Annotated in this window: 22 protein-coding genes and 1 pseudogene; 10 read left to right on the plus strand and 13 right to left on the minus strand. The window is 59.2% G+C overall.

Annotated features, from left to right (window positions below; all coding sequences use genetic code 11):
* Window positions 1-293: 293 nt before the first annotated feature.
* Entirely contained in the window at window positions 294-926 is a 633-nt protein-coding gene (locus tag AC1D05_RS10525; RefSeq protein WP_477440671.1) for a sensor histidine kinase, read from the plus strand.
* A 242-nt stretch (window positions 927-1,168) separates the two neighbouring features.
* Here AC1D05_RS10525 and AC1D05_RS10530 read toward each other — a convergent pair whose 3' ends face one another.
* Window positions 1,169-1,684, minus strand: coding sequence for a Dps family protein (locus tag AC1D05_RS10530; protein ID WP_477440673.1), 516 nt, complete (start codon window positions 1,682-1,684; stop codon window positions 1,169-1,171).
* A 515-nt stretch (window positions 1,685-2,199) separates the two neighbouring features.
* Here AC1D05_RS10530 and AC1D05_RS10535 point away from each other — a divergent pair.
* The 4 genes and pseudogenes from AC1D05_RS10535 (at window position 2,200) to AC1D05_RS10550 (ending at window position 6,797) form a co-directional block, all read left to right on the plus strand.
* The gene (locus AC1D05_RS10535; protein WP_477440675.1) at window positions 2,200-4,014 is read left to right on the plus strand and encodes an ABC transporter ATP-binding protein/permease; all 1,815 of its coding nucleotides are present in this window, start codon (window positions 2,200-2,202) and stop codon (window positions 4,012-4,014) included.
* Window positions 4,015-4,340: 326 nt separating this feature from the next.
* A complete protein-coding gene (locus AC1D05_RS10540) occupies window positions 4,341-5,180 on the plus strand; it encodes an enoyl-CoA hydratase/isomerase family protein (RefSeq protein ID WP_477440677.1) in 840 nt (279 codons plus the stop codon).
* Between the two features lie 49 nt (window positions 5,181-5,229).
* Window positions 5,230-5,622, plus strand: a complete 393-nt coding sequence (locus AC1D05_RS10545) for a GlcG/HbpS family heme-binding protein (RefSeq protein WP_111547891.1) — start codon at window positions 5,230-5,232, stop codon at window positions 5,620-5,622.
* Window positions 5,623-5,802: 180 nt separating this feature from the next.
* Window positions 5,803-6,797, plus strand: a pseudogene (locus tag AC1D05_RS10550) (ABC transporter ATP-binding protein).
* Between the two features lie 175 nt (window positions 6,798-6,972).
* On the opposite strand, the gene AC1D05_RS10555 reads toward AC1D05_RS10550, so the two are convergent.
* The 4 genes from AC1D05_RS10555 to AC1D05_RS10570 all read right to left on the minus strand — a co-directional run bounded on the left by AC1D05_RS10555 (window position 6,973) and on the right by AC1D05_RS10570 (window position 10,706).
* Window positions 6,973-8,046, minus strand: a complete 1,074-nt coding sequence (locus AC1D05_RS10555) for an SLAC1 family transporter (protein ID WP_477440679.1) — start codon at window positions 8,044-8,046, stop codon at window positions 6,973-6,975.
* A 97-nt stretch (window positions 8,047-8,143) separates the two neighbouring features.
* Window positions 8,144-8,869: a sensor histidine kinase gene (locus AC1D05_RS10560; RefSeq protein WP_477440681.1), complete on the minus strand. Its 726-nt coding sequence runs from the start codon at window positions 8,867-8,869 to the stop codon at window positions 8,144-8,146.
* A gap of 121 nt (window positions 8,870-8,990) precedes the next feature.
* Window positions 8,991-9,572, minus strand: coding sequence for a HupE/UreJ family protein (locus AC1D05_RS10565; RefSeq protein ID WP_477440683.1), 582 nt, complete (start codon window positions 9,570-9,572; stop codon window positions 8,991-8,993).
* Window positions 9,573-9,659: 87 nt separating this feature from the next.
* Window positions 9,660-10,706, minus strand: a complete 1,047-nt coding sequence (locus AC1D05_RS10570) for a DUF4331 family protein (protein WP_477440685.1) — start codon at window positions 10,704-10,706, stop codon at window positions 9,660-9,662.
* A gap of 229 nt (window positions 10,707-10,935) precedes the next feature.
* On the opposite strand from AC1D05_RS10570, the gene AC1D05_RS10575 reads away from it, so the two are divergent.
* Window positions 10,936-12,699 (plus strand): MOSC domain-containing protein, encoded by a 1,764-nt coding sequence (locus AC1D05_RS10575; protein WP_477440687.1) that lies wholly within the window; start codon window positions 10,936-10,938, stop codon window positions 12,697-12,699.
* Window positions 12,700-12,757: 58 nt separating this feature from the next.
* Here the strand turns inward: AC1D05_RS10575 and AC1D05_RS10580 are convergent, their stop codons facing one another.
* From AC1D05_RS10580 to AC1D05_RS10590, 3 genes are all read right to left on the minus strand, one after another.
* Entirely contained in the window at window positions 12,758-13,816 is a 1,059-nt protein-coding gene (locus tag AC1D05_RS10580; RefSeq protein WP_477440689.1) for an alpha/beta fold hydrolase, read from the minus strand.
* A 146-nt stretch (window positions 13,817-13,962) separates the two neighbouring features.
* Complete coding sequence (locus tag AC1D05_RS10585) at window positions 13,963-14,229, minus strand: hypothetical protein (protein ID WP_477440691.1); 267 nt, start codon at window positions 14,227-14,229, stop codon at window positions 13,963-13,965.
* 429 nt (window positions 14,230-14,658) lie between these two features.
* On the minus strand, window positions 14,659-15,315 hold the full coding sequence (locus AC1D05_RS10590) for a VOC family protein (RefSeq protein ID WP_477440693.1): 657 nt from the start codon (window positions 15,313-15,315) through the stop codon (window positions 14,659-14,661).
* A 733-nt stretch (window positions 15,316-16,048) separates the two neighbouring features.
* Here AC1D05_RS10590 and AC1D05_RS10595 point away from each other — a divergent pair.
* From AC1D05_RS10595 to AC1D05_RS10610, 4 genes are all read left to right on the plus strand, one after another.
* Complete coding sequence (locus AC1D05_RS10595) at window positions 16,049-16,348, plus strand: hypothetical protein (RefSeq protein WP_477440695.1); 300 nt, start codon at window positions 16,049-16,051, stop codon at window positions 16,346-16,348.
* Between the two features lie 254 nt (window positions 16,349-16,602).
* Window positions 16,603-17,676 carry an MBL fold metallo-hydrolase gene (locus AC1D05_RS10600; RefSeq protein ID WP_477440697.1) on the plus strand — a complete coding sequence of 358 codons (1,074 nt, stop codon included), beginning with the start codon at window positions 16,603-16,605 and terminating at the stop codon, window positions 17,674-17,676.
* 362 nt (window positions 17,677-18,038) lie between these two features.
* Window positions 18,039-19,091, plus strand: coding sequence for an HlyD family secretion protein (locus tag AC1D05_RS10605; RefSeq protein WP_477440699.1), 1,053 nt, complete (start codon window positions 18,039-18,041; stop codon window positions 19,089-19,091).
* Window positions 19,088-20,686, plus strand: a complete 1,599-nt coding sequence (locus AC1D05_RS10610; RefSeq protein ID WP_477440701.1) for an MFS transporter — start codon at window positions 19,088-19,090, stop codon at window positions 20,684-20,686. The genes AC1D05_RS10605 and AC1D05_RS10610 overlap by 4 nt, the downstream gene beginning before the upstream one ends.
* Window positions 20,687-20,823: 137 nt before the next feature.
* Here AC1D05_RS10610 and AC1D05_RS10615 read toward each other — a convergent pair whose 3' ends face one another.
* The 5 genes from AC1D05_RS10615 to AC1D05_RS10635 form a co-directional block, all read right to left on the minus strand.
* A complete protein-coding gene (locus AC1D05_RS10615; RefSeq protein WP_477440702.1) occupies window positions 20,824-21,615 on the minus strand; it encodes an NADPH-dependent FMN reductase in 792 nt (263 codons plus the stop codon).
* Between the two features lie 114 nt (window positions 21,616-21,729).
* Window positions 21,730-22,692 carry an enoyl-CoA hydratase/isomerase family protein gene (locus tag AC1D05_RS10620; RefSeq protein ID WP_477440703.1) on the minus strand — a complete coding sequence of 321 codons (963 nt, stop codon included), beginning with the start codon at window positions 22,690-22,692 and terminating at the stop codon, window positions 21,730-21,732.
* A 399-nt stretch (window positions 22,693-23,091) separates the two neighbouring features.
* Window positions 23,092-23,709 (minus strand): response regulator transcription factor, encoded by a 618-nt coding sequence (locus AC1D05_RS10625; protein WP_477440704.1) that lies wholly within the window; start codon window positions 23,707-23,709, stop codon window positions 23,092-23,094.
* Between the two features lie 93 nt (window positions 23,710-23,802).
* Window positions 23,803-24,177, minus strand: coding sequence for a response regulator (locus tag AC1D05_RS10630; RefSeq protein ID WP_477440705.1), 375 nt, complete (start codon window positions 24,175-24,177; stop codon window positions 23,803-23,805).
* Between the two features lie 16 nt (window positions 24,178-24,193).
* Window positions 24,194-26,608, minus strand: coding sequence for a PAS domain-containing protein (locus AC1D05_RS10635; RefSeq protein ID WP_477440706.1), 2,415 nt, complete (start codon window positions 26,606-26,608; stop codon window positions 24,194-24,196).
* Window positions 26,609-26,861 lie beyond the last annotated feature (253 nt).

Below are 26,861 nucleotides of genomic sequence, written 5' to 3' on the forward strand. Positions count from 1 at the left end.
GTGTCGCGGATACTTTGGTATTGGCGGTTATAACGTGACCTGTCGCCACATTATTGGTAATCGAGCCGCGCCTCCACAGTGCCGACTAATATTTGACGGAGATTGTTGATCGTTCGTCCGCACGGGCTTTGCCCGCAGATACTCAGAGCGCCAATCCACGCGGCGTACCTCCGTCTTAAGTATTGCCGACACCTTGGCGCAATGGAACGTTTCGGCGGGGTCTGCTGTGGTCTTTTCCAGAACATCGCGAACGGCGCTCTCGTGGCGGGGCGGCGTTACCGGAGGGTCTAGCCATGCTAACTGGATGTGCGAATCCATCACCCGCGTCGTGCCAGCCGCTGGCATCGCATCTGTTCGAAGAGATCAGCCACCGGGTGATCAACGAATATAGTGAAGCGATAGCGATCCTGTCGCTGGCCGCTTCGCGGGGAGAAGTGACGGCCGCGCCAGCGTTGAGGCGCGCAGCGGACCGTCTGCATGCGATGGCGGAGGCGCATCGATCCCTTCTCGTACCGATCGCCGAGGAAGACATCGACCTCGGTCATCATGTCGGGAAGTTGTGCTCCAGCCTGTCGCGCGCATACCTCAGCGAGCGGGGCATTCAGTTGACCGTTGCAACGGACGAAATCCCGCTCGACGCCGCGCGGTGCTGGCGCGTCGGTCTGATCGTCTCCGAACTGGTCCGCAACGCGGCACGCCGTGGCCTGAAGGATCGCCAGGGTTCCATCCGTGTCACACTGAACAGGAGTGGCAGCAGCGTCTGGTGCGTTGTCTGTGACGACGGATTCGCGGCCTCTGATCCGCCTGAGGGACATGAGTGGCGGTTGATACGCGCGCTGACGGCGGAACTTGGCGGCTCTGTGCAGTGGAAATTCACCCCGTGTGGATCGGTTGCGGGTGTGCGCTTCCCTCTGATCACGCCTTAGCTTCTGCACCCAAACTGCCAGCAACGCGGTCTCCGCTCCTATCAGAACGTGCGCGGTGTCAATGAGGTTGAGCCAACTTCGGGCAGGAGAGTCGATGCGGATCAATGCCACCCGACCAGCGGTCACCCTACTGCCCTCCGGTGCGACCGGCTTGCACCCTAACCCGAGGGCGTCGCATCACTACCGAATGCGCGATCCTTGCCGGCGGTTCTTCCGGATCCGCCGCCTTGCCGCTTTTTCGCTCAGGCGCGGCAAATCTCGTAGAGAAACCAGCTGCGCCGTTCGCTTTCGTCGATCCATCCTTCGATCAGACTCGTGGTGGCAATGTCCGAATAGCTATCGCACAGCTCATGGACGCGACGCAGTTCGGCCACCAACTGCTTGTTGTCGCCGTGAAGCTCGGCGAGCATGTCCTGCGGATCAACATAGTCGGCATTGTTGTCGAGGATACGCTGGCGTCCCGCGATATCGGAGATCGAACGGATCGTGGTGCCGCCGATCTTGCGCGCGCGCTCGGCGATCACGTCCGTCATCGCGAAGATTTGGTCGCCATGCTCGTCGAGCAAGAGGTGATAGTCCCGGAAATTCGGACCACTCATGTGCCAGTGAAAATTCTTGGTCTTGAGATACAAGGTGAAGACGTCAGCTAGCAGACCGGCGAGGCCGGCAGCGATGTCGCGGGTCGCGTCGGAACCAAGATCTGTCGGAGTGCGCAGGAAGCGATCCGAACCGGCTGTCGTGCTCAACTGTTGCGTCATGATCCCAGGTCCCTCTACGGGCCGCGCACCGGCGTCTATTGGATACGTTGGAATACGAAATGACGTGTTCTGATCCAATCAGACGAAGGTATAGGCGCGCTCGCTGGGACGCGATTGCATCTTAGCCGGGCCTTCACGAGCGCTTGACGCAAGCCGGATTTGACCGCAATCACCGTCAAACCCATGCGCTGTTGATTTACCGCATTGGGATGGCGGCGCTCAACCTGGCACCGACACCAAGGTGCTATGGACCGTGTCGGGCAGTAAGGGCATCGTCTATCCATCGCTGAACCGGCGCCCAAGTGACCGAAGTCTTCGCCGACAGCGTTCGGCCGCCGGGTCGAGGCCGAAGGCGGGCCACCTCCGTGATCAAGCTGGAAAGTTGCCCCACCCGAAATTTACCCGACGTGTCTGTCGTTCTGGGCTAGCGGACTGATTGGGAGCGGCGGCCGTCGGCTCTGTCTATCTGGTTCAGCATCACACATGAACGCAAGGATCTCGGTAAGACTGACCAAATGGACAATCAGGCCACCGTTCAGCCGATCACCGTGGTGGTCGAAGTCAGTAGCGTGCGTGATCAGGTTGCGACGATCAGGCAAGCGCTGACGGGATCACCGGTTCGCAAATGGCTGCTGTGGACGTCGGTCGCCATCATGGCTGTCATCATCGCGACGTCGATCGGCCAGGTCCTGCTCAACAGCTGGAACCAGCCCTTCTACGATGCGCTGGCGCGTCGCGATATGGCGGCCTTCCTGCACCAGCTCCTCGTCTTTGCGATGATCGCCGGCGGGCTGCTGGTGCTCAATATCGGCCAGACCTGGCTCAACCAGATGATCCGGCTGAAGCTGCGCGAGGCGCTGACGCTGGATCTGATCGATCAGTGGATGCGGCCGGCACGCGCCTTCCGGCTGGCCAATGCCGGCGCCATCGGCGTCAATCCCGACCAGCGCATGCAGCAGGATGCCGCGCATCTGTCCGACCTGTCGACCGACCTCGGCGTCGGTCTCCTGCAGTCGCTCATCCTGCTCGTGTCCTTCGTCGGCGTGCTGTGGGAACTGTCCTCGGGCTTCGTGTTCCACATTGGCGGCTGGTCGCTGGCGATATCGGGCTACATGGTGTGGGCTGCGTTCCTCTATGCCGGCATCGCCTCCTGGCTGAGTTGGCTGGTCGGGCGGCCACTCATCAGCCTCAACAGCGACCGCTACACGCGAGAGGCGGAGCTGCGCTCCTCGATGGTGCGCGTCAACGAGAATGTCGATGCCATTGCGCTTTACCATGGCGAGGATGATGCCAAACGGCGGCTCGAACTCGACCTCGGCACCGTGCTGGGCGCGATGCGGCGCATCTACACGGCCCAGATCAATCTATCCTGGGTGACCGATACCTATGACTGGATCACGGTCGTGGCTCCCATTCTGGTCGCGTCGCCGGTTTATTTCTCGGGCGATATCAGCTTTGGCGGGCTGATGATGGCGGTCGGCGCCTTCAACCAGGTCCACTCCTCGTTGCGCTGGTTCATCAACAATATCGGCAGCATCGCCGATTGGCGGGCCACGCTGATGCGCGTCGCCGACTTCCGCATCGCGCTCGATGAAACCGATGTGCTGCACGACACCGAAAGGCGCATCACCTTCGATCAAAACGCCAATGGCAGTCTGACGTTCGAGAGGCTCCAGGTGGCCTCGCCGGAGGACTGCGCAAAACTCTCCGAGCAGCATGTCGAGATTCGCCCCGGCGAGCGGGTGATGATCACCGGCGAGCCTGGCGCCGGCAAGACGCTGTTCTTCCGCGCCATTGCCGGGCTTTGGCCGTGGGGCAGCGGAAAGATCGGCCTGCCGGCTGGAGAAACCCTCATCTTCGTTCCACGCGTGCCTTATTTGCCGGCCGGCACGTTGCGCGAGGTGCTCAACCACGGCAACGGGCATGCGCCCGCTAGCGACGCCGACATTGCGGCGGTGCTGGCCGAGGTTGGCCTTGAACGGCTGTCGTCCTCGCTCGACCGCGTCGGGCGCTGGGACTATGAATTGGGCGATGACGAACAGCGTTTGCTGGGCGTGGCCAGGCTCGCCTTGCGGCAGCCGAAATGGGTGATCATTGACGAAGCGATGGATGCGTTCGATGACTCGTCGCTCAAGCGCGTACTGTCGATGCTAGAGAAACGTTTGCCCGGCGCCGCGATCCTCAACATCGGACGCGGCCTAAACAACAATCAGTTTTTTCCGCGCGCGTTGACGATCGTGAAGGATTCCGGCGCACCGACGCTGAAACCAGCCCGCGTCAGGGCCGGCGCCATCGAGCCGCCGCCGGCTGCCGTCCGCCGCAAGCAATAGACCGATATTCAGTATCGCGCCGGCTGCGTCATAGTCTGCTCGGTTGGTCACCGCCCCTTACGTCCTATGTTGCGCGTTGACCACGCAGTTCGCCCGAGGCAGCGCCTATCCCGGGGGAGGGTCTGTTCGACCAGAAGTTTGCAGCGCGATTGGGGGCGGCACGACCACTGTTTAAACGGGTCGGTAGCCCGTTTGATCACCGAGCGGTCGGCCCTGCCCTGCCAGACCGACACCATGGTCTTGGCGATACGTTCGTCCAATCGCGGGCCAGAAGCCAATGCCTCATCTTCGAGACATCGAGCATGTAAACATCGAAGGAGCTTCCAGTGGACGCCAAGACAACTACCTCGCAGATTCGCCTGACACGCCGGACGCCCACCTATTGGCGAGTCACGTTCGACAATCCCCCGCTCAATGTCATGGGTCCACAGATGGTCCAAGAATTCACACATCTGATCGACGCCATCGAAGCTGACGACGACGTTCGGGTCGTTGTGTTCGACAGCAGCGTCGACGGCTACTTCCTCAACCACTCAGACTTCAAGGCGCGGATCGAGGATATGCTCGCGCTGCCGCCCGGGCGGACGGGCCTGCCGCCCTGGCCGGATTTTCTTGTACGGCTGACGCGCGCGCCGGTCGCCTCGATCGCCCTTATCCGGGGTCGCGCTACGGGCAACGGGAGCGAGATCACCCTGTCCTGCGACATGGCTTTCGCTAGCAAGGAAAAGGCCATCATTTCCCAGTGGGAAGTTGGCGTGGGTATGGTCGCCGGCGGTGGACCGATGGCCCGCCTGCCCCACCTCATCGGCCGCAATCGAGCCATGGAGGTTTTGTTGAGCTCTGAGGACATCCGTGGCGAACAGGCCGAGGCGTATGGCTACGTGAACAAGGCCCTGCCCGACGCAGAGCTCGACGCGTATGTCGACGCGCTCGCGACACGGATCTCCAGGTTCGACAAATGGGCGATCGCGCAGACCAAGCGCTTGGTCAACACCAGCCTTACGCCGGACGTCGAGCTAGGCGCCGGTTGGGAAGCCTGCATAGCTTCGCTGAGCCGGCCCGCCGCCCAGGAGGGGATCAAAGCGCTGACCGCCAAGGGCTTCCAGGCGCCGGGAGATGTCGAGAATCGGCTGGCTTTCCACCTGGGCGAGTTGCCACCGCGATAAACCGCTGTCAATGGCGACGGCGCGCCCCCTCAAAAATAAGGATAACCCCATGGATCTGCTCACCAAAGCGAAGTCGGTTGCCGAACGTGTGGAGGCAGAGGCGACAAAGGCCGACGTGCCTGTCGCAGTATGCATCATCGACGTTCACGGCAATCTGGTGCTCCAACACCGGATGAACGGCGCGCCTGTCTTCGCGCTCGAGATTTCCGAGCGCAAGGCGTATACCTCGGCCCTCGTGCGCCTGCGTACGGCTGACATCCTGCCACTCGTACAGCCGGGGCAATCGCTGTATGCGTTGCCCACGGTCGGCGGCGGGCGTTTTTGCCCCATGGGTGGAGGTATTCCTCTGGTCGATGAAGACGGCAAGGTGTATGCGGGTGTCGGCGTCAGCGGCGGCACCGCAGAAGAGGATGTTGCCATCGTCGAGGCAGCTGTCCGCTAACCACGCTTCGGGCAAATTCGCCAGAGCCTCGGCCAACGGCGACCGGATCATCTTCGAGCCCGACGGAATATCGGTTTTGCGAAAGACAGCAGCCCGAAGCTTTCCACGACGGCGGTATCGCGCTGCTGGTGTGTATGAAGGCGCCCTGTCATCCAACGAAATCCGCGTCGGTGCCGTCTGATGGCCAACGTCACGATCGACGAGGTCCGCAAGGCACATGGTCCGGGTGCTTCATGGCGTCTCGGTCGACATTCAGCGCGGCGAGTTCGTGGTGCTCGTCAGCTCGTCCGGCTGCGGAAAATCGACGCTGCTGCGGATGATCGCTGGGTTTGAAAACATCACCGGCGGGACGATCGGCATCGGTGGGCGGGTCGTCAACGACCTGCCGCCCAAGCAGGCCGACATCTCCATGGTTTTCCAGAACTATGCGCTCTATCAGCATATGACGGTGGCCGAGAACATGACGTTCTCACTGACGCTGGTCGGTGCCCCGAAAGACGAGAAGCAGAAGCGGGTTGCCGAAGCCGCTGAGATACTTGGGCTGGCGCCGCTTCTCTATCGCTATCCGCGCCAGCCTTCAGGCGGCCAGCGCCAGCGCGTGGCCATGGGTCGATCGATCGTGCGCAAACTGCAGGTCTTCCTGTTCGACGAACCGCTCTCCAATCTCGACGCAAAGCTGCGCGTGGCCATGCGCGCCGAAATCAAGACCCTGCACCGCAGGCTGGCCACGGCCATTGTCTACGTGACCCGCGACCAGGTCGAAGCCGTGACCATGGCCGATCGGATTGTGGTTATGAACGGCGGCCGTATCGAACAGAGGTCGGCCGCTCGACCTCAATGACGACCCACAGAGCATGTTCGTTGCCGAATTCATCGGCTCGCCGTCGATGAACCTGCTGAAAGGCCGCTTCGACGGCGCGACCGGCCGGTCTGTCTTCAAGACCAATGACGGCATCGTGCTGCCGCTGCCCGGCAGCGTTTCCAGGTCTTCCGGCACGGAAGCGTTCTACGGGATCAGGCCGGAATATTTCACCATCTCTCCGGCAAGTTCCGGTATCCCGGCCCGGATCGTGGTCGTCGAGCCGCTCGGTCCCGAAACGCAGGTAACCGTGGCCGTAGGCACACGGACTGTAGTGACGATGTTTCACGACCGGATCAGCCTACAGCCTGACTAGACCATGTGGCTGCAGCCACAGGCCGACCGCGTCTGCCTGTTCGACACCGCCGGACGACATTTAGCGTAGAGCCCGTCGATACCGTCAAGAAATTTGGGCCCTGTCCAGCGAACCTCTGTATGCATCCAAGAGGGTGGCTCCACCGCATCGATGTTCGTTACATGCATGCAGCCGGCTACTGCCTCTCTTTCCCGTCTAGGGGAGCCGGCAATAACGAGCCGGTCGTGGCCAGAATGATGGTTCTCGCGGCTAGCCACATGATGAGCAGGTTTGCGGCCGCAAAAATTGGGAGAGCCAAGACGCCAGCCAAGCCCGTGTCGCCTCGGACGGCCAGTTTTTCAATCGTTGTCGCCAATGCCGTGGCGCCGAAGCTAACGCTCCATAGACCGGCGGAAAAACGGCGAACGATCCGTGGAAGCACGCCGCCAAGGACAACTGCCTGCAGGATTGCGTAACCGATGAGACAGTGAACAAAAACGTCTCCGGAGGTGCCCGACGAGTTAACATAGGCTAGCGAGCAAACCGCCGGAGGAGCGAGCTGAACCCCAAGGGTCGGCCGGATCTGGTCTCTGAGCGGCTCACCAAAATAGAGCCGATAGAACAAGACGGAATCGATTGTAAGCCACGAGAAGAGCCCGGCACCCAAAGCCAGTTGGGCCCACTCAGAATGCCCGAATGTCGACAGCCCAATGCTAAGGACGAACGACGCCGCGGCGACAGGCAGGTACAAGGCCGGCGTCGCGTCCGATAGAGCGATTGTCGCTTTCCAGATCATTTGCGAGTGCCAAAGCCCAAATCCAACCGCGAGCACCCCACCGATGCATAGGAGGATGGCGGCCGCTGTCGCGCTGAACGGCAGCACGCTCACCGCGGTTAGCATAATCCCGAGACCCGCGAGACCAGGAAAGCAATTCTGAACGGGATCCGCGAGTTCGGCCCGCACGGCCAATGGTGCTAACCACAACTTCAAAGCGTAAAGGGTCAAAAGAGCTGCCCATATGCACATGGCCAATATCACGACCGCTACAGCAATTTCTTTCGGAGCTGCCCACAGTTGATGCGCGACCTGCCACATGACGGCAAAAGAACTTGTCCCGAGGCCGATGGCAAAGAACGAGGCCGGAAACCGGGCTATTTGAGATCGCTCTGTCGTTAGATGGATCACGGGCTGATGCTCTAATGCCACCATTCCGTCGGGGCGCAGTCCACTCACTTGCGCGACGCCGTCAGACTCGGACCACTCTTTCATAATTGCGCCTCGCGAATCTGCCTCGAAATCGTAGAACCTTCCAGCCAACGTCTAACGGATGTGGCGACTGATCGCACGACCCATGCCCCTCGAGCCCCTAGCGCACCACAGGCAATCGCAACGTCACCGTCGTGCCCGATCCAATTACGCTCTCAACATCGACACACCCTCCCGAGTCTTCGACGAAGCGTTTGACCATTGGCAATCCAACGCCACCCAACCCCTCGCCCTTAGTCGTAAAGAAGAGATCAAATGCACGGACCATGGTCTCGCTGGTCATCCCAATTCCATGGTCCTCAACACGAACGTCCACCTGGTCGGAATTTTCCGATACCAACGCGTGCACTGAAATCAAACCGCCGTCAGGCATTGCATCGCGCGCATTGAACAGAAGGTTGAGGACTGCATTTTGCAACCCAACCCGATCGCACCTTACCAAAGGAAGGTCGGAACCGACGCAAACCTCGAGATGGATGTTCTCATCCCAGGCGCTTCGAATAAGAGACTCGACGTCGGCCAAGCAAATGCCGACGTTCGCATGCGCAACTACACCTTCGATCTCTCTCGCTGTCCCAATGGTCTGCCTGACAAGACAACCGGCTCTTTCCAGAGCGGTTTTGGCGCCAGCTATTACGATTCCCGCTCTCGGTGCCATTGCGATATTCGGGTCTCGGCCCAGGTGATTCAACGCGGACGAGGCGACCTGAATGAGATTCCCGAGATCATGGACGATGCCGGCAGTCGACATCTGCAGGGCTAGACGACCTGGCCTAATGTTCCCCCGGTCGCCAAATGTATTTTCATCTATTTCTGGACCTGACATTCCATTCCTCCGTTTGCTCGGCCGACAGTTCTTGCGTTCCGAAGCGCACGCACCATCGCTATCCTGTCCTGTTCGAGGACAAGCTAATTGGATGCCAGGAGCAATCTCCTCGGTATTTGTTTCAAAGAACTCCGGCGCACAATCCGACGCCGACAGCCGCGCAGATCGCACCAGCAATGCGATTGGCCGGATCTGGCGCGGCGCGTTGCAAAGTGAGTCCCAAACCGATGCCGATTGCATGCAACATGGCAGTTGCGAGCGAAAACCCGGCGACGTATTCCAGCCCATTCACGGTATGGGCGACCTCGGCTCCATGAGCATGTCCATGCAGCAGCGCAAAAAGGCCGATGATCGCCGCGCCGACCCATACGGGCGGATCGACCGCCAACGCCACCACGAGCCCCAGCACGACGACCGAGGCCAGAATGCCGGGCTCGACAAAGGGCAAGGCGATCTGTGTCAGGCCGAGTACGCCGCCGATCAGCATGACTGCAACAAAGGTCAGCGGCCACGCCCAGAACGCGCGGTTACCCTTCACGGCGGCCCACACGCCAACTGCCACCATGGCGGCAATGTGATCGAGGCCGCTTAGCGGGTGAGTGACGCCGGCCGCGAAAGAGACGGCCGAACTGATACCCGGATGCGCCGAGGCCGGCATCACAAAGGCTGCGGTTAGAGCTATGCAGGTCGGGATCAATCGCATCGTAGTCTCCTTTGAAAACAGATAGCGGGCGTTACGTGTCTGCTCGCAGAAAGGAGCAGGTCTGCGTCGATGAGAGGTGGGATGCCATCAGTCGTGGGCGCAATGCGGCGACCCTAGATAGGGGAACTCAGCAAGCAGATCGCTATGCGGCCCCACCCCGTCCCCCGCCAACTTGCCGTTCGTAAGGATGGCCATAAAAGCATCCGCGGCATCGTCCGTCAGTGTCCTGCCATTTTCCGGAAACGACGCAGGCCGTCTCGGGTCATAGGGCATGATATCTGGCAGCAATGTCCTTGCCACCCGCTCGGCTTCATCCGGCAGATATCCACCCGTGTGTTCAAGCGCGTGCGCGAACGTTGCGACAAACCGGGCGTCATCTGCGGGTTGCCCGGCGAGATAAGCCTCTTGCTGCTCACCGGGCAGGAATACGGCCTGCTGAGGACGCGCACCCCGTTCGACCTGCACCCAGCCCTCACTCTGCTTGTGCAGTGTGCGTGCCCACAGGCCAACCGGTTTGGTCCCCAACGCGGAGTTGGGCACTTCCAGAACGATGCTGCAGACGTCTTTGTCAGAAAAGAAATCAGTACCGGTGAAATGCAGATCATTCACGGCACCCAAGGTGTCAAAGAAAAATGCTTCGCTTCGCCAGCCCGCGAAAAAGCGGTAGTCGCCGGCCTCGGTCACCTGCGCACCCCGGCCTGTCGACACTGGAGCCTCCAGAAAGACAACCTCTCCACCGTCGTCTGTCCCAGCGGCCAGTGCACCCTCAACCCGGCGTACCGTGGCGATCTGCATCGCTCCTGGTAACGACGAAACGCGAACACGATACGCAATGTCGGCGACCGCATCACCATTTGTGTCGATCTTGATCTCGTAGAGGCCGTCAGGCGAGAACGGTTCGTTAGTGGTGGGCTCCGGATCGATTACCGTAGAGGACGGATGCACATTCATGATCAGGATCGACTTCTCCACGTCCCCCGGCTTCGGAAAGGCATAAAGATCGGTGAGATCCAGACGCGCATCTGCCCGCGGGAACCCGAAGTTGGGACCTGAATAATGATGCGACATAGTCATATGCTCCTCAGCGGGAAATTGATTGACCCGGTCCAAACCCGGCGTGATGGGCGCTTGCATCGTCCAAAATCAGACGCACCGATGCCGATCAACAGCGTCCAACTAATTAAGTACTGACAGCGGTCAGAGCCGGAATATATTAAACGATGGTATTCCCGATACTTTGGTGTCGATCGCATCGATGCCTCGACGTGCTAGTTTCCACCGGTAAGCGCTGACGCTGAGCAGCCCTCAGTGACGGCTCGCTGAGTGGAACTGGCTGGCAGTGGCTGGCCGAAAGGACGCAGTGATGGCTCGCTTGCTGTCGGTCAATGTGGGCTTGCCGCGTGGCATTCCATGGCAAGGGAAGACCGTCGACACCGCAGTTTGGAAAGCGCCAGTTCAAGGCCCACGTCAGGTTCGCCGGCTCAACGTCGATGGCGACAGGCAGGGAGATGTGGCGGGGCACGGCGGCGAGCAACGGGCGGTTTTGGTCTATCAGATGGATTCCTATCGCTTTTGGCGAAGCGAGCTAGACCGCAACGACTTTACCTACGGACAGTTTGGGGAAAATTTCACGGTCGATGGGCTGCCGGATCATGAGGTCTGTATCGGCGATCGTTACCGGATCGGGAGCGCCCTGTTCGAAGTGACGCAACCGCGCGTCACTTGCTACCGAGTCGGTATTCGCATGAACGAGCCGCAAATGGCGGCGCTGCTGGTTGCGCGTGGGAGGCCCGGCTTCTATCTGCGCGTCCTGGAAGAAGGCCAGGTCGAGGCTGGAGATGAGATAGTCCAGGTTGGGATGGGCCCCGAGCACATGACAGTGTCAGAGGTCAATGCACTGCTATACTTGCCCGGTCACCCTCGCAGCCAGCTTGAGCGGGCGCTGCGAATCCCGGCTCTGAGCCCTGGCTGGCGGGGATCGTTCCAAGCGCTACTCTCGCAGAACGAAAGTGGCGGTGCGACAACCGGAAATGCCGGGCTTGATCCCGCGTCCCGACCGCCTGCTGCGTGGGCGGGATTTCGCCCGCTGCGCGTGGTGCACAAGATCCGCGAGAGCATCAGTGTGATGTCGCTGGTGCTGGAGCCCGTTGATGGATCTCGCCTGACAGCAGCGCTTCCTGGGCAGTTTGTCGTGCTGCGCCTGCGAGTGACGGCCGATGCGCCGGCATTGATGCGCAGTTATTCTTTGTCGAGTGAACCTGGTGAGCGCTACTACCGAATAAGCGTAAAGCGGGAACCGCATGGTGTGGCGAGTGCCTACATTGACGACCGGGTCGAAATGGGCGACGTGCTGGATGTCAGCGCACCACGCGGCAGCTTCACTCTTCGGCCCGACAATGGTCCAATCGTGCTTCTAAGTGCCGGGGTGGGCGCGACTCCCGTGATTGCGATGCTCCACGCATTGGCGGTGAAGGGTTCGACAAGGGAAGTCTGGTGGCTCCACGGAGCTCGGTGTGGCCATGAGCATGCTTTTGCCCAAGAGGTTCGAGACTTGCTCAAAGCCCTGCCCCACAGCCACAGCCATATAAGCTACAGCGCGCCCGATCACGAGGATAGGCAAGGGGTCGATTTCGATGCCGCCGGACACTTGGACATCGAGGTGCTTCGAAAACTGGACGTTCCGCGCAATGCCAATTTCTATCTCTGCGGGCCATCTGCCTTTATGGGCAACCTGAGCGCAGCGCTTGCGGCCTGGGGTGTCGCGGCCGACCAAGTCAATACGGAGCTGTTCGGCCCAGGTCCCTCGAGTACACCGGGCATTGCCACCACTCCAAGCCGGCCGCCGCATCTACCTGCCGAACCCAATGGTAAGGGACCTCTGGTTTCGTTCGCACGGAGTGGCTTGAGCGTCCATTGGGGCTCAGCGTTCCAGAGCCTGCTTGAACTTGCTGAAGCGTGCGACGTCCCGACGCGATGGTCGTGCCGCACTGGTGTCTGTCACACTTGCGAAACCGGGCTTGTGGCTGGAACTGTCGCCTACCAGCCCGATCCCATCGATCCACCCATGACGGGCACCACATTGATCTGCTGCTCCCAGCCGACGGGTGACGTCGTTCTTGATCTCTAAGGTGGTCGGATAGGACTTGTTTGCGGCGCATGTAGCGCTCGATCTCACCGCGCGGCAATTACGTGACCGCACCGACGTCCACCACTGCTTTGGCGAAAGCCTCCGGGGCTTCCTGAGGTAGATTGTGACCTATCCCGCCGGTGATCAAACGATGGGAGTATCTCCCTGAGAACATCTTCGCATAGGCGCTCGCTTCCAAATGAGGAGCACCATTGGCATCACCTTCCAGGGTGATCGTGGGAACGGTGACGACCGGTGCCTGGGCGAGCCGCCTCTCCAAGTCATCATACTGAGGCTCGCCTTCGACCAGGCCGAGACGCCAGCGGTAATTATGGATCACGATCGCCACATGATCAGGATTGTCAAAGGCGGCTGCGCTACGCTCGAAAGTAGCATCGTCGAAATTCCAGCGCGGCGAAGCGAGACGCCAAATCAACTTCGCGAAGTCACGCGTGTATTTCTCATAACCGGCGCGACCACGATCGGTCGCAAAATAGTACTGGTACCACCATTGTAATTCCGCGCTCGGCGGCAGCGGCACTCTGCCTGCCTCCTGATTGCCGATTAGATAGCCGCTCACGGAGACCATCGCCTTGCAGCGCTCCGGCCAAAGCGCAGCGACTATGTTGGCCGTTCGGGCACCCCAGTCGCAGCCAGCGATCGTAGCCTGTTCGATGCTCAGCGCATCCATCAGCGCGACAACGTCCGCAGCGACTACCGACTGTTGGCCGTTTCGCATCGTCTTGTCGGAACGAAACCGAGTTGTACCGTAGCCGCGCAGGTAGGGTACGACGACGCGATACCCCTTCGACGCCAGCAAGGGCGCGACGTCGGCGTATGTGTGGATATCGTAGGGCCAGCCGTGGAGCAGGATGACCGCCGCGCCGCTGGCAGGGCCGGCCTCGGCGTATCCAACACTAAGCGATCCGGCGTCAATCTGCTTCAACGAATGGAACGACCTTTGAGCCGCTTTCGTGACCGGACTCCCACCTGGATTACTCACAGAGGGTCCAGCCAGCGCCGGCTTGCCTGTTCCCAGTTCAAAGGCGGTGATGGCCACCAAGGCGGTGCCGAGTAGGCGGCGGCGATCGTGATCAATCTGTTTTGGCGCGTCCATGTTTAGGCCTCCTCGATCGGGGAAATGATCCCGTTGTTCTTTGCTCCATTCATAGGTAGCGGACCGAAAATCAAATGCGCGGCCGGGTGGGGGGGCGACCCGGCCGCGCTACTGGGCGGAAGCGATGGGGCATCGCCTCTCTCGCCTCAGATGGATTGGCGTAGCGACCTGAACGCTTCTCTGAACTCTGCAGAAAAGATTTGAGGCTGCTCCGACGCTGCGAAATGGCCACCCTCGTCGACCTCATTCCAGTGCATGAGCTTGCCAAAACTCTTCTCGCCCCAACTCCGCGGCGCGCGGCAGATTTCGCCTGGGTATACTGTGACCGCTAGGGGAAGTTTCGGGATGTCGAACGCGTCGAAGGGGCCGCCGCCGGCTTGCGCACCCTTTGGCGACAGCGATATCGCTGGCATCACTTCCTCCTCAATCAACCCGGTTCATTCGCATACGAATTCTAAGATCTACATACGCACCGCATAAATCTATTACACGATGGTGTCGGCAATACCTTCTGGTCAGCGAAAACAAGCTACCGATACTCATGATCCATATCGGTCGCGGATCGCTAGGGCTTCGCGCGGTATTGCAGGCAGACACAGCTGTCCTGCATCCTCGAACGGCTCTGCCGACAGCCGTGATGTTGATGTGGATAGGAGTCGACGCTTTGTACTTTTGAACATCCTTTGCCGCGATCGCTCTGCAAAACCCTGATACCCCCGGGGAGGAGCAACTACACTCTTCTAGAGCGCCCATCGACGTTCGACGGTTGACCCAGCGCATCCTTGGTTCGACGCCAACCGTGGCATCGTCTCTCGCCCCGCCAGGAGCGACCAGGCCGCTGCTCACGTCGGCAGCGGCTTGCCGGTCTGTTCCGCTACCATGTACTCGGCGTACCAATCGGGCCAGTTCTCATCCCGTTGTCCGCCCGTCCGCTTCTCATGCTCGCCATGGGCGTCCGCCGCTCGCCGCAGCGCCGTCGCAAGCTCGCTCGACGAAGCGAACGTTGTGGCGGCCTCTACTCGTCCAGGCAATCGCGCGGTGATTTCCTGTAACAGCCACGCATTGCCATCGGGATCCTTAAACGAGGTGAAAGAGTTGTAGGTTCGCCGCTCTGGATCCCTGCCTTTGATCGCCGGCTGTCCGGGCCCTGTACGGTATGACACTTCGCTCGCGTCGACCCCGTGAGCCACGAGTTTGGCATGCGCTGCTTCGATATCGGAGACGACGAGATAGAGCCCCTGTACCGAACCGGGTATGGCGGACGTGAGGCCGATCCCGAAGTGGATCGAGCTTGGCGAACCCGGAGGCGTGAACTGGACGACCCGAAATGTGTCACCGACGGCAAAGTCGGCGTCGAGCCTCCAACCCAGGTCGCCGTAGAACCGCTTGGCCCGATCGACATCCGAAACAGGAATGACAACGACCTCGAGCTTCATGTCGACTGCCGGCGATTCCTGCCGTTTTTTCGCGGCTTCAGTGCGCACTACATCATCGCTCATATTAAGCTCCCTCGTTTCGGCGGCAACACCTGCCCAAACGCGCATACGAGAGCAGAGCCACGCGGCCCCATCAATTGCCCGATGGTATTGGTGAACGCCGTTCCACTGTCCGCTGTGGCTGGATTGAGCTGCCGCCTCACCATAGCGGACGCCAGCTCCCGTAGAACCGTCTTGGGTCCATATCTTGAGCGTCCCGGGAGGGGCGCCGACGATCCCTACAGCCGCCATCGCCACAAAGAACTCGCGCTCTGCAGGCGATAATGATCTTCTTGGCATAACCTTCATCCTCATTCGCTACCGATGGACAAAAGCTAAGATCTATTTTTGGACAAGGTCGAGCCGCGTACTTGATACAATCTCCTCGGGTACACCCGAACCGTGGGTCGCGTGAAGTACGAAGTCCATGACGCTTTGGTATCGGTCCTCAGGTGGCGTGGGCATTGGTATCGCGCCAAAGACTTCCGTGCACACGGCGGGAAGTAATTGGAGACCTGAGCAAGAACGGTCGATCACACCGAATCTCTTCCGCAGCGTCTGGCAAGCGCACCTCAGATCAGCATTTCTCAATCGACCAATGCCAAAGTATCGACAATACCATCGCACAATAGATCCGCGACGATCCACGGATAGATTGCAACTCGTCCGGTTAAGCTCTGGTCGCCGGAAGTCATCAGTAGATCATCATCGCGGTCGTCGGTTCGGCGATCGGCCCATTGAGGAGAAGGAATTCGTCATGAACATCAGGGCTAAATGTCTCGCTGCAGCATTTGCACTCTCGGCACTCGCGGGAACCGCATCTGGCGGCGCACTCGACGTCATCGACCCGATCAATCAGCAGTCGTCTTTTTATACCAGTTCAATCAAGGGTCCGACCCACACGGATCCGATTATGAGAAGCAGATTTAGGGCAGCCCTTGAAACCCTGCCGATGGGGAAGCGGAAGGCGATGATAAGAGAATGCCAGGACGCGGGGATGACCAAACCTTACGCGGAATTCTGCGCTGATCTGAATGCTCTTGGCCACGGGCACTGAAAGCCGCCCCCAGCCGAACAGTGGTGGGCCTAGCGGTCCGTCACTGTTGTTTGAGGTACTAGCTGAATCGGCTTATCGCCGTCGGGCTGGGCTGACTGCCGGGGCACGAGGTGTACTTTCTCGGGATTCAAATGACGAGGTTGCGGGGTAATTTTGACACCAAAGTATTCGCTATGCCTAAGAATAATAACCAACCTTCGAATTTGTCGAGAAATCATCCCTGCTAAACGTTATTCAAAAATAGGAGATTTGTTATGCTTCTCTTCCGTTCCGGTCTTTCGAGGGCAGCGGCGAACGCCGGTTCCCTTCTGCTCACAGTTGGATTCGGTTTGGCGCCAATCGGGGGCGCCTGCGCCGAGACGTTACCGGGACAGCCTGGCGCCCCTTACCAGGGTATGCCGTCGTTGGCGCCGATAGGTGCGCGCGTCGACCACTACCTTCCGATTCCCAGGGAAGACGTAACCGCGACTATCGACCCGAAGAAGGGATACCGGAATCAAAAGCTGGGCCGTGGCCTCTACATGGTCACCGACAACGGTTACCAGTCGATGTTCCTCGTGTACGAAACAGGTGTCGTTGTGATCGACGCTCCTCCGGGATACTCGGCTCACATACGCCAGGCTATCGCCGAGGTGACGGATCAGCCTATCACACACGTCGTCTACAGCCATGCGCACGTAGATCATATTGGCGGCGCAAACGACCTCGGCGGCCATCCAATTATCATCGCCCAGGAAGAGACCCTGCGGCTGCTCGAACGGGCGAAAGATGCGAGACGCCCTCTCCCGACCGTCACGTTCAAGGACCGCTACACCTTGAAGGTCGGTAGTCAGGTTCTTGAGCTCAGCTATCCCGGCAGCAGCCCCCATGAGCCGGGAAACATCTTCATCTATGCTCCAGAACAGAAGGTCCTGATGGTGGTCGACGTGATCTTTCCCGGTTGGATGCCTTGGCGTCGCTTCGCACTTGCCAAGGACATCCCCGGCTACTTCGACCAGGTGGCGTACATCGACACCTTGCCGTTCGAAACGCTCGTCGGGGGCCATGTCAACCGCGTCGGTACTCATTCCGATGTCCGTACCCAGCTCGAATTCATGAATGACCTGAAGGCAGCTGCCGCTGCTGCCCTGAAGTCAACGCCCCCCGGCGAAGAAATGGAAGCCGAGGACAAGCCCAATCTCTGGGCCGTCTACGACAACTACATCGACCGCGTCGTTGTGAAATGCGTCAATGCCGTCACGCCCAAGTGGCAGTCTCGGCTGGCCGGCTATGACGTGTTCATCTGGGACCAGTGCTACGCGATGGAGCAGAGCCTTCGCATCGACTGAAGACCTGGTAACCCGGGAGATCAGACGGGGTCGTCGTTGTGCGATGGCCCGCCGAGAGGCAGTGCGAGGTGTGGTCCAAGGGATTTGCCAGAGTAGCAGACCAACAGCGCAACTGGTCGGAAATCCCCGGACATGACGAAACCAATTCGCAAGATTGACTAGCCGCGCATGTTGGAGATTGGATCGTTGAGATGCTCCGAGTTGAAGGCTTTGAAGGACCCACGCAACCGGCGTTGAGGAGTGGTGACGAATCGCAACCGGCGGCGTCTCCCGCATTCGGCCATGTGGCCTCGCCTGGATCAACGCGAGCTCCGATAAGCCGGGCCCGGAAGGTCGCTATTCTAGTGGTGGTGACTGTGACGATGTCGCTGTCGGCAGCCTGGGCCTGGCAATGGTATTTTCACGGCCGTTCCGAGGAAACCACCGACAACGCTTATGTTCGCGGTGACATAACGAGCATCGCGCCTAAGCTCTCCGGCTATGTGGTGGAAGTGGCGGTTGGAGACAACGCCGACGTTCGCAAAGGGAGTTTGCTGTTTCGCATCGACGACGGTGACTACCGGGCGAAACTCGACGAAGCCATTGCCACTCTGTCCACGCGACAGGCCGATATCGCAAACATTGAAGCAACACAGAAACTGCAAGATGCCTTGATCGAACAAGCGGTGGCACAGGAGCGCTCGGTCTCAGCGGATTTGCTGTTGGCGAGAGCCAATCTTGACCGCTACACCGCTCTCCGAGAGAGCGGGACGGCCAGCGAACAAAAACTCCAGGATGCGCAGACCGCGTTCGCAAAAGCCGAGGCGGGGGACAACGCCGCGGCGGCCAATACTCTGGCGCAGAGGCTAAAGCTTGGGGTGTTCGACGCCCAACTCGCCGGCGCCCAAGCAACGATGGCTCAGGCGAAAGCGTCTGTCAGCCTGGCCAGGATGGATCTCGCCAACACTCTCATCCGGTCGCCAATCGACGGTGTCATCGGCAACCGGCAAGTTCGCGTCGGGCGGTACGTCACTGCCGGCACTCCGGCGATGGACATCGTTCCGGTACGGGATGTGTGGGTCGTCGCCAATTTCAAGGAGACCCAGCTTGATCGAATGGAGATCGGGCAGCCCGTTCAGGTGATCATCGACGAGTACCCTGATGTTCAGATTGATGGTGTCGTCGACAGCTTCGCCCCGGGTAGCGGGGCTGCCTTCAGCGTGCTGCCACCGGACAATGCGACCGGTAACTTCATCCGCGTCGTCCAGCGCGTTCCGGTCAAGATAAGACTTACAAACAATCCGTTGCCTGGTCGGTTGGTTCCTGGACTTTCAGCCCGCATTGCCGTCCGGGTGGGCAAGGAAACCGATCCCGCGACCACCACTTCGAACCAGGCCGGCGACCTTGCGGAAAATCGGCCCGGTACGGCACAATGAGCCATCAGATCGAACCGCGACCGTTGCTGACGAAGCTCGAGATGCTCGGCGCCGCGTTGGTTTTGACCGGAGTTGTGCTGACCGCCGTCATGGATTCGATCGCCAGCACAGCACTTTCTATTGGGCGTCTGGATATGCTGGGCGACATACATGCCACGACCGACGAATTCGCGACTTTCGACATCGCATTTCTCGCGGCCAAGCTGACCGGCTTTTTGGTCGCGCCGCTGTTTGTTGCAGCGCTAAAGCCTACGGCCTGTTTGCGCGCCGGCACGGTCGCGCTTCTCTTGGCGTCTGCCGCAATGATCTCTTCCGCCGATATTGCCTGGATTGACTTCTGCCGCATCGTTCAGGGTTTTGCCGGCGCGACCGTGCTCGTGGCGGGCCAGACGCTGCTGTTCTTGCGCTTCCCGAGCCGCCAGCAACCGATTGTGCAAGCCCTTTTGGCCCTTGGCTCCGTCATGGCCCCGACGACAGTGACGCCAGCGCTGCAAGGTTGGCTTGTCGACCACCTGTCGTGGGACTGGATATTCCTGAGCAACGTGCCGGTGGGCATTGTCGCCCTGGTCATGCTGGCGGCGGACCGCCGACAAACGTTCCGCGACAAAATCCGCATCCCCTACATCCAGATCGCGCTGGCTGGAATCGCCGCTGCGTCTTTGACCTACGCGTCGCAGCAAGGCAGCAGGTTCAATTGGTTTGACGACGGGCACATCACCCTTCTCACCGCGACCGGCCTGCTGGCGGTCTTCCTCATGCTGCTGTGGGAGTTTCGATTTGCATCGGATCGTCTGATCCTTGCCACGTCGCCTTTGGGTGATCCCGACTTTCGCTTCGCCCTTGTCGTCAGTCTGGTAGCCGGATTCGCCTTGTCCGGCAGCGCCTTTCTCATCCCGGCCTTTGCCTTAAACGTTCTCGCCTTCACGGCTACGGATGCTGGAACACTTCTTCTGCCGAGTGGAGTCATCTTGGGTTGCACACTGCTGGTTGCGGGAGTCGGCGTACAAAAAAGCGGAATCAATCCGCTTGCCCTGGCTCCTGTCGGTGTTGTGTCTTTCGCCTCGGCAATGTGGCTCCTGTCTGGTTCGACAAGCGACAGCGGAGCTTTGGATCTGGAGTTTCCGCTGCTGCTGCGCGGCTTTGGACTGGGTCTCCTGTTCATCAGCCTGACGCTGTTTGCCTTCATGCGGCTTCCTGCCAAGGCCCTGCCATTCGGCATCGGTCTTTTCGATCTTGGCAAGCAGGTTGGTGGTCTGGCCGGCACCGCTCTGCTGCAAACTTATCTCGATCGACAACTTGCCTATGACAGGACAATCCTGGCGTCGCACCTGGGTGTTGGGGATGTTGTCCTCGAACAGCGCCTCGAGGCAGTGGCGGGCCAACTTCGGGCTAGGGGGCTCGACAGTGCTGTTTCTGGTAAAGCCGCGCTATCGGTTCTGCGGCAGGCTGTCGATAGGCAAGCCATCACCCTTTCCTTCAACGAGGCCTTCTTGGCGCTTGTGCTTTTCTTCCTGGTTGCGGCGCCATGCTTGATCCTCGCAAAAAAGGTGCTTGGCCGTCGATTCGCCGTCGCTGCAGGTACTTCGAGGGTCTAGTCAGCCAATGCTGGCTAACGTCTGCAGACAGCCAGCGTATCAACGAGATCGCACCTTTAAGCGGCCTGACTGAATTTTCCCGTTTGTGCTTTCGCGACCTTACCGGGCTGCGCACAATGAGGTGGGAACAAGAGGTCCTAACGGTCCTCTTGCCCAGCTAAGCTCCGGCTCGAGACCTCTCCGCGGACCAACATCACCCAGTCCGCAAAGGAACTCATCACCTTAGCTAAGAAGTCACGGGCCTCGGGAGACTTTAGCCGGTCTTGGTCGTCGAACATAGCCGCAACCTCGGGCAAATACGCCTCTGGCTGCTGCATCACCGGCATATTCAGAAAAACGAGGCTCTGCCGTATGTGGTGGTTCGCGCCGAACCCGCCAACCTTGGAGGGCGAAGCACTGACGACGGCGGCCGGCAAGCCATTCCATACGCTCTTAAATGACGGGCGCGAGCCCACGTCGATTGCGTTCTTCAATCCACCAGGGACCGACCGATTGTATTCGGGCGTAACAATGAGCACCGCATCCGCATGCCGGATCTCGTTGCGAAATCGTGTCCATGCTTCCGGCGGAAAGCCGTCCAGATCCTCGGTGTAGAGGGGCAGGTCGGCGAACTCCACGATGTTGCAGTTGAGGCCCACCGGCGCCAGGTCGATCAGGGCGCGCGCAATCTTCCGAGTATAGGACCCTGTGCGAAGACTTCCGACAAGCACAGCAACGGTGAATCCAGCAGTCCTTTGGTTAAGCTGCTCTTTGGCACCGCCGCTCTTCGCGGGAGCGGCGGGGACCGGCGTCCGCGCAAATCGTTCTAACCAGAGCCCAACGGGCGGAGCATACAGGCCCGCAAAGGCGAACGGCCGGGGTGATCTTTTCGGCCCAGCAACGCTGTCGCTCGCAACACGCGGATTGCGATCCGTCTCCAAGTCGGGCATCTTAATGACCTCCGATTCGCATTCCTAGTGGATTAATTCCGCGCCTACGCAACACAGCGCCGGGTGTCATCGCTGATAACTCGGCTTCAATCCACTCGGGCGGCAGTGTGCCGATTAATCCCGATACTTGGCTGTATATTGCTCCAGGTTCTTCTCGACGGCACCGGGCTGCTGCAGCCCTTCACCTACAAGAACCTTCACACGCGCCTGTGCCGCAGGTCGTTGTACGGAAGTGATAAACGCGTCCCAACCCGGCTGCATTTCCGAGTCTGGCGGCAAACTAGCCTGGTTGATCAGGTTCTTGGTATCGGCAATCGCCTGCCCATCGAACGAAGCAATGCGTGTCGCCAAGGCGTCGACAAAACCGTCCAACTCTGAATCGGGCAGCGCCCGATTGACGTAACCGTAGCGCTCTGCCAATTCGCCATCAAAACCCTCGGCACCGATCAACATCTCCATAGCGCGCCCGCGGCCGACCAGCCGCGGCAGTCGCGCCATAGGCCCTCCTCCCGGGACGAAGCCGGCGCCAACTTCAAACTGCGACACAACCGCCTTCTCCCGACTTGCAAAACGCATGTCCGCCGCGAGCGCGAGCTCGCTGCCTATACCACTCGCCCGCCCACGGATTGAAACGATCGTCGCAGCCTTCAAGCGACTGATGCGCACCATAATGTCAGGCACGGGATGCATGCCCGTCGGCCCCGGCTTCATAGCGGTGGAATCCTCGAGGGGACTCAACAGGTCGTAGTGAGCGATGAAATAGTCTGGCACCGCGCTGTCAAACACTACAACCTTGACCTTCGGATCCGCTTCGATCTGGCCAACAATTTTTGCAAGCTCGCGCACTTCCGACGGGCCAACGATATTGAGCGGCGGATTGTTGAAAGTGACTTCCCAGTAGGCCTCACTCTTGCGTGTCAAGCGGATCTTCGCCGCCTTCGCGCTCGGTGTCTTTGCAACCGGCGTGCTAGCATCACTGGACTGCTTTGAATTCTGTCCGAAGACACTGGTTGAACCGTGAAGCACGGCAATAGTAGAAAGTAGTATCACCGATGTTCTGATTTTAGAAGTTTCCATAGCTGCTTCACCTCACCGATCGCGAGTAGCTACACCGTTTCAAGAGATAAACCTTCAATACCGATACGTAGTTAACAGTACAAAACGTCACCTCGCTCTGAAATTCAGACCGCCACCGCACACTCTTGCCAGGCCTCCTGCCAAGAATTCCACGTTCACTTCAAAACTATGGATATAAGTGCAGCAACATCGTCGCTAAGGCGATAGGACGATGGTGTCGCCAATACCTTGGGATTGATGAGGCTTCTCACCGCGCGCGACGGCGATTGAACGATAGTTCGGGCGCGCAGAGAAGCCTCTAGAGCAATTTCAGGAAAAGTGTGAACGGTTTTCCGTCCGGAATTGCGTCAAAACAAAGAGTTAGAGCAGTTCGCCGTTTCCGTGAAACGGTGAAATGCTCTAGTCAGCGATGCCGAGTCGGGCCGCCATGTTCACAAGCTCGGCGAGCGAGCGGGCCTGCATCTTGCGCATAGCCTGGCCACGATGTGCCTTGACTGTGATTTCGCTGATGCCAAGCTCAAAGCCGACCTGCTTATTCAAGAGACCACGCACGACCAGTGTCATAACCTCTTGCTCGCGTCGGCTGAGCGATGAATAGCGATCCCGAAGGGCGTGCAACTCAGCATCCAGAGCAAGTGCGGTCTTACTTCTTTCGAGTGCCAGCTTGATCGCACCCAAAAGTTCCTCGTCGTTGAATGGTTTGGTTAGAAACTCGACAGCCCCAGCCTTCATCGCTTTAACCGTCATCGGTACGTCGCCGTAGCCGGTTATGAAGATGATCGGCATGTCGGTACGGTCGACAGATATGAGCTTCTGCAGGTCAAGCCCACTCAGATCAGGAAGATTCACGTCGAGGATCAGACAGTTCGCAACCAGCGAAGGTGACCGATCGAGGAATGCCTTTGCTGAGGCGAATGTCTCTGGTCGCCAGCCCACAGAGCAGATGAGTAGTTCCAACGATTCGCGTACCGAAACGTCGTCGTCTACGATGAATACGACAGGTGTTTCGTCGGACATGGATGACGATCTCGCCGCACCGTCTCGTTGAACCGCTAGATAAGAGTACATCGCAAATTATCCTCCTGAGATGGCATTAACAATCCACCAGGTTCAAGGATCACGGAGCGCCGAACTAAGCGCTTCCTGAAGGACCTGATCGCTGAACGGCTTGAACAAACACTCCACTGCACCTTGTTCGATGAGACGCTGCCGGATCGTGCTATCCCTTTGCGCGGTGATATAGATGATCGGAATCCTCTTTCCGCGGCGTGCTAGCTCCACTTGCAACTCGGGTCCTGTCATGACCGGCATGGCAACATCGAGAATGAGGCACTTAGTCTTATCGACGTCGTCAGACGCGAGAAACTCCTTCGCTGAAGAGAATGTGTTCGCGCTAAACCCGAACTCCTGCAGCAAATCTGGTAGGGACTCGCGTACCGATTTATCGTCATCGACCACCGACACGAGTGCATGCGTAAGCTTCATCTAACGCCCACTGATCTTAGAGAATCGCCGACCTGAACACCGGGCTTAGAGTCACATCCTCTGCCGACGACCGGTACTTGGAATACTCGGGTACGGAAAACGTAAACGTAGCCCCCGGGCCGTCATTCGCTGCCGCCCACAGGCGCCCGCAATGGTTATCGATAATGGAGCGGCTGACGGACAATCCTATCCCCATGCCTTCATTCTTGGTTGTGTAGAAAGCCTCGAAGACCCGCTCCGGACCATCGGCGCCGAACCCGGCACCTGCATCTTCTACCGAGAGACGCACAGAATCGTCTCCGTCGGGTTCAGTTCTGATCACCAACCGCTTGGGCCGATCTTCGACGCCGCTCATAGCATCCGCAGCATTTCGCAGCAGATTCAGAATCACTTGCTGAAGTTGGACTCGGTCGCCGGCGACGAGCGGAAGCCCCTCAGGGAATTGGGGGGTTAGAACCACGCGACTTCTCTGAAGGTCACCCGCCGACAATGCTATTACCTCGCGTGCAGCCTCGTTCAAATCTACCGGCTCGATCATAGGGGCTTGCTTGCTGAAGAGCGCACGCAATCGCGCGATCACATCGGCGGCAAGGTTGCCGTCGCGTATCGTGCGATGTGCGGTCTCGCGTGCCCCATCAACATTTGGCGGATCGGCCGCCAACATCCGAAGGCAGGTACTGGCGTTGGTAATAATGCCCGACAGCGGCTGATTGACTTCATGTGCTATCGAGGCGGTCAACGCTGCGAGACTCGTAACCCTGCTGACATGTGCGAGTTCAGACCGAGCCTTGCCAAGGGCTTCCTCCGCTTGCCGGCGCTCTGTGACGTCCTGAACTGCCGTAAGACATTCCATCCGGCCATCCTGATGACGGATGACCCTGCCGAAAGTGCGTAGATACTTGACCCTGTTGTCCGACATCCGTAGCCGGATCTCATAGCCCAGATAGCTCTGACCGCCGCGAACCCGAGCCATTTGCGCAGTTAGTGATGGAATGTCGTCCGCGTGGATTCGCTGACGGATCTGCTCAAGCGTCACAGGGGCATTCGGGTCAAATTCAAAGATACGATAAAGTTCCTCGGAAAATGCGATCTCGTCTGTGTCCACGCGCCACGAGAAGGCACCAGTTGAACTCAGACGTTGAGCTTCCGAGAGCAAAGTTTCGGTCCGCTTAAGCGCTGCTTCGATCAGGGAACGCTCGATAGCGATGCTGGCGATCTGCGTGGCGTGCGCAATGAGATTCTGGTGGTGCGGCGATGGGGTCGCTGGCTTTCGTTGAACGATGCAGAAAGTGGCTAACACCCGCCCTTCCCTGGAACAAACCGGCGTGCTCCAGACCGATCTGTATCCGTGCTGCAGAACATGGGACCGAACAGGCGAGGTATACCAGCGCGGATCGGATTCGATGTCCACCGCTACCACCTGTATCTTTTGAAAAGCCGCTATGCCACATGGCAAAAGCTCGCCACTGACGGGCATCCCCGCAATCGGGTCGCTGTAGGCAGAAGGTAGAGAAGGAGCCACAGCATATTCAAATGTCGAGCTGCTCCAATTGATCAGGTGAACATCACATAAGCAATCAGGCGCGGCCCCTTCAATAAATTCGCACAACGCGCTTAGAACATCGCGAAGCAAACTGCCCGACGCGATCATCTCCAGCAGTTGCTTTTCGCCCGCGAGGAAAGCTTCCGCCTGCTTCCGACCCTCAATATCATGGCTCATGCCGTACCAGCGGATCACTCTACCGGCTTCGTCGTGGAGCGGCACGCGACGGGCGATGTGCCAGCGATACGTACCATCGACCGCTCGCACTCGGTACTCATGTTCGAACGGTTCTCCTGTCGTGACACATGCGCGCCATATGCTCTCTTCAAGTTCGATGTCATCTGGGTGGATTGCGCCCCTCCAACCACCATTCGTCACATCCTCAGCAGCGAGGCCCGTGAACTCGCGCCCCCGCTTGTTGATAGAAATTCGCGAGCCATCCGCGCCATAGGTCGCAACCAGCGCCGGTATGCCGTCGACAGTCCGTTGTAGCTCGCCCTCAGCTTCGACGGCCTTGTCCTCAGCCCGCTTCCGCTCATCGATGTCAGTGTTCGCCCCATACCATTTGACGATGTTGCCCGATTCATCCCGCAACGGGTTAGCGCGGATAAGAAACCACCGATAACTTCCATCAAATCGGCGCAATCTCGCATCGGTCTCCCCGGCTTTACCCGAGGCTATGATTGTCTGCCAAATGGTGATCAGCCCATCCAGGTCGTCAGCATGGACCGCAGCCGTCCAGCCCCAGCCCCTCGCCTGCTCAATGGAGAGCCCGGTGTACTCTAGGTAGGGCTGGCTTAGAAACTCAATAGGCCCGTCTGGCCGAGCTGACCACGCCATCGCAGGAATGGTATCGATGATGAGTTTGAAATTGTGCTGGCTTGTCACGAGGGTTTCTTCGCTTTTGCACAGTGCTTCTTCTGATCTGCGGCGCTCACGCCAAATGTCTCACCGTCGCCGTTGAAGAAAACACAGGCATGACCCACTTAGCCGAGTTAACATCCAGCGAAGGAAGCGAATGCGCCGGTTTTCTTCATGGCCGTTGTCGCCTAACAGAACGGGTCCACGTCCTGGGAGACCATGCCCCCGGACAACACGAACGTCTATTATGCCTTGGTGTTGATTTTGGTGACGGAGATCG

The sequence above is a fragment of the Mesorhizobium sp. P2_E9 genome, from assembly GCF_056403815.1.

Coding starts and splice junctions, on each gene's coding strand:
- AC1D05_RS10525 (WP_477440671.1), top strand. CDS start 294: ATGCTAACTGGATGTGCGAATCCATCACCCGCGTCGTGCCAGCCGCTG.
- AC1D05_RS10530 (WP_477440673.1), bottom strand. CDS start 1,684: ATGACGCAACAGTTGAGCACGACAGCCGGTTCGGATCGCTTCCTGCGC.
- AC1D05_RS10535 (WP_477440675.1), top strand. CDS start 2,200: ATGGACAATCAGGCCACCGTTCAGCCGATCACCGTGGTGGTCGAAGTC.
- AC1D05_RS10545 (WP_111547891.1), top strand. CDS start 5,230: ATGGATCTGCTCACCAAAGCGAAGTCGGTTGCCGAACGTGTGGAGGCA.
- AC1D05_RS10555 (WP_477440679.1), bottom strand. CDS start 8,046: ATGAAAGAGTGGTCCGAGTCTGACGGCGTCGCGCAAGTGAGTGGACTG.
- AC1D05_RS10560 (WP_477440681.1), bottom strand. CDS start 8,869: ATGTCAGGTCCAGAAATAGATGAAAATACATTTGGCGACCGGGGGAAC.
- AC1D05_RS10565 (WP_477440683.1), bottom strand. CDS start 9,572: ATGCGATTGATCCCGACCTGCATAGCTCTAACCGCAGCCTTTGTGATG.
- AC1D05_RS10570 (WP_477440685.1), bottom strand. CDS start 10,706: ATGCAAGCGCCCATCACGCCGGGTTTGGACCGGGTCAATCAATTTCCC.
- AC1D05_RS10575 (WP_477440687.1), top strand. CDS start 10,936: ATGGCTCGCTTGCTGTCGGTCAATGTGGGCTTGCCGCGTGGCATTCCA.
- AC1D05_RS10580 (WP_477440689.1), bottom strand. CDS start 13,816: ATGGACGCGCCAAAACAGATTGATCACGATCGCCGCCGCCTACTCGGC.
- AC1D05_RS10585 (WP_477440691.1), bottom strand. CDS start 14,229: ATGCCAGCGATATCGCTGTCGCCAAAGGGTGCGCAAGCCGGCGGCGGC.
- AC1D05_RS10590 (WP_477440693.1), bottom strand. CDS start 15,315: ATGAGCGATGATGTAGTGCGCACTGAAGCCGCGAAAAAACGGCAGGAA.
- AC1D05_RS10595 (WP_477440695.1), top strand. CDS start 16,049: ATGAACATCAGGGCTAAATGTCTCGCTGCAGCATTTGCACTCTCGGCA.
- AC1D05_RS10600 (WP_477440697.1), top strand. CDS start 16,603: ATGCTTCTCTTCCGTTCCGGTCTTTCGAGGGCAGCGGCGAACGCCGGT.
- AC1D05_RS10605 (WP_477440699.1), top strand. CDS start 18,039: ATGTCGCTGTCGGCAGCCTGGGCCTGGCAATGGTATTTTCACGGCCGT.
- AC1D05_RS10610 (WP_477440701.1), top strand. CDS start 19,088: ATGAGCCATCAGATCGAACCGCGACCGTTGCTGACGAAGCTCGAGATG.
- AC1D05_RS10615 (WP_477440702.1), bottom strand. CDS start 21,615: ATGCCCGACTTGGAGACGGATCGCAATCCGCGTGTTGCGAGCGACAGC.
- AC1D05_RS10620 (WP_477440703.1), bottom strand. CDS start 22,692: ATGGAAACTTCTAAAATCAGAACATCGGTGATACTACTTTCTACTATT.
- AC1D05_RS10625 (WP_477440704.1), bottom strand. CDS start 23,709: ATGTCCGACGAAACACCTGTCGTATTCATCGTAGACGACGACGTTTCG.
- AC1D05_RS10630 (WP_477440705.1), bottom strand. CDS start 24,177: ATGAAGCTTACGCATGCACTCGTGTCGGTGGTCGATGACGATAAATCG.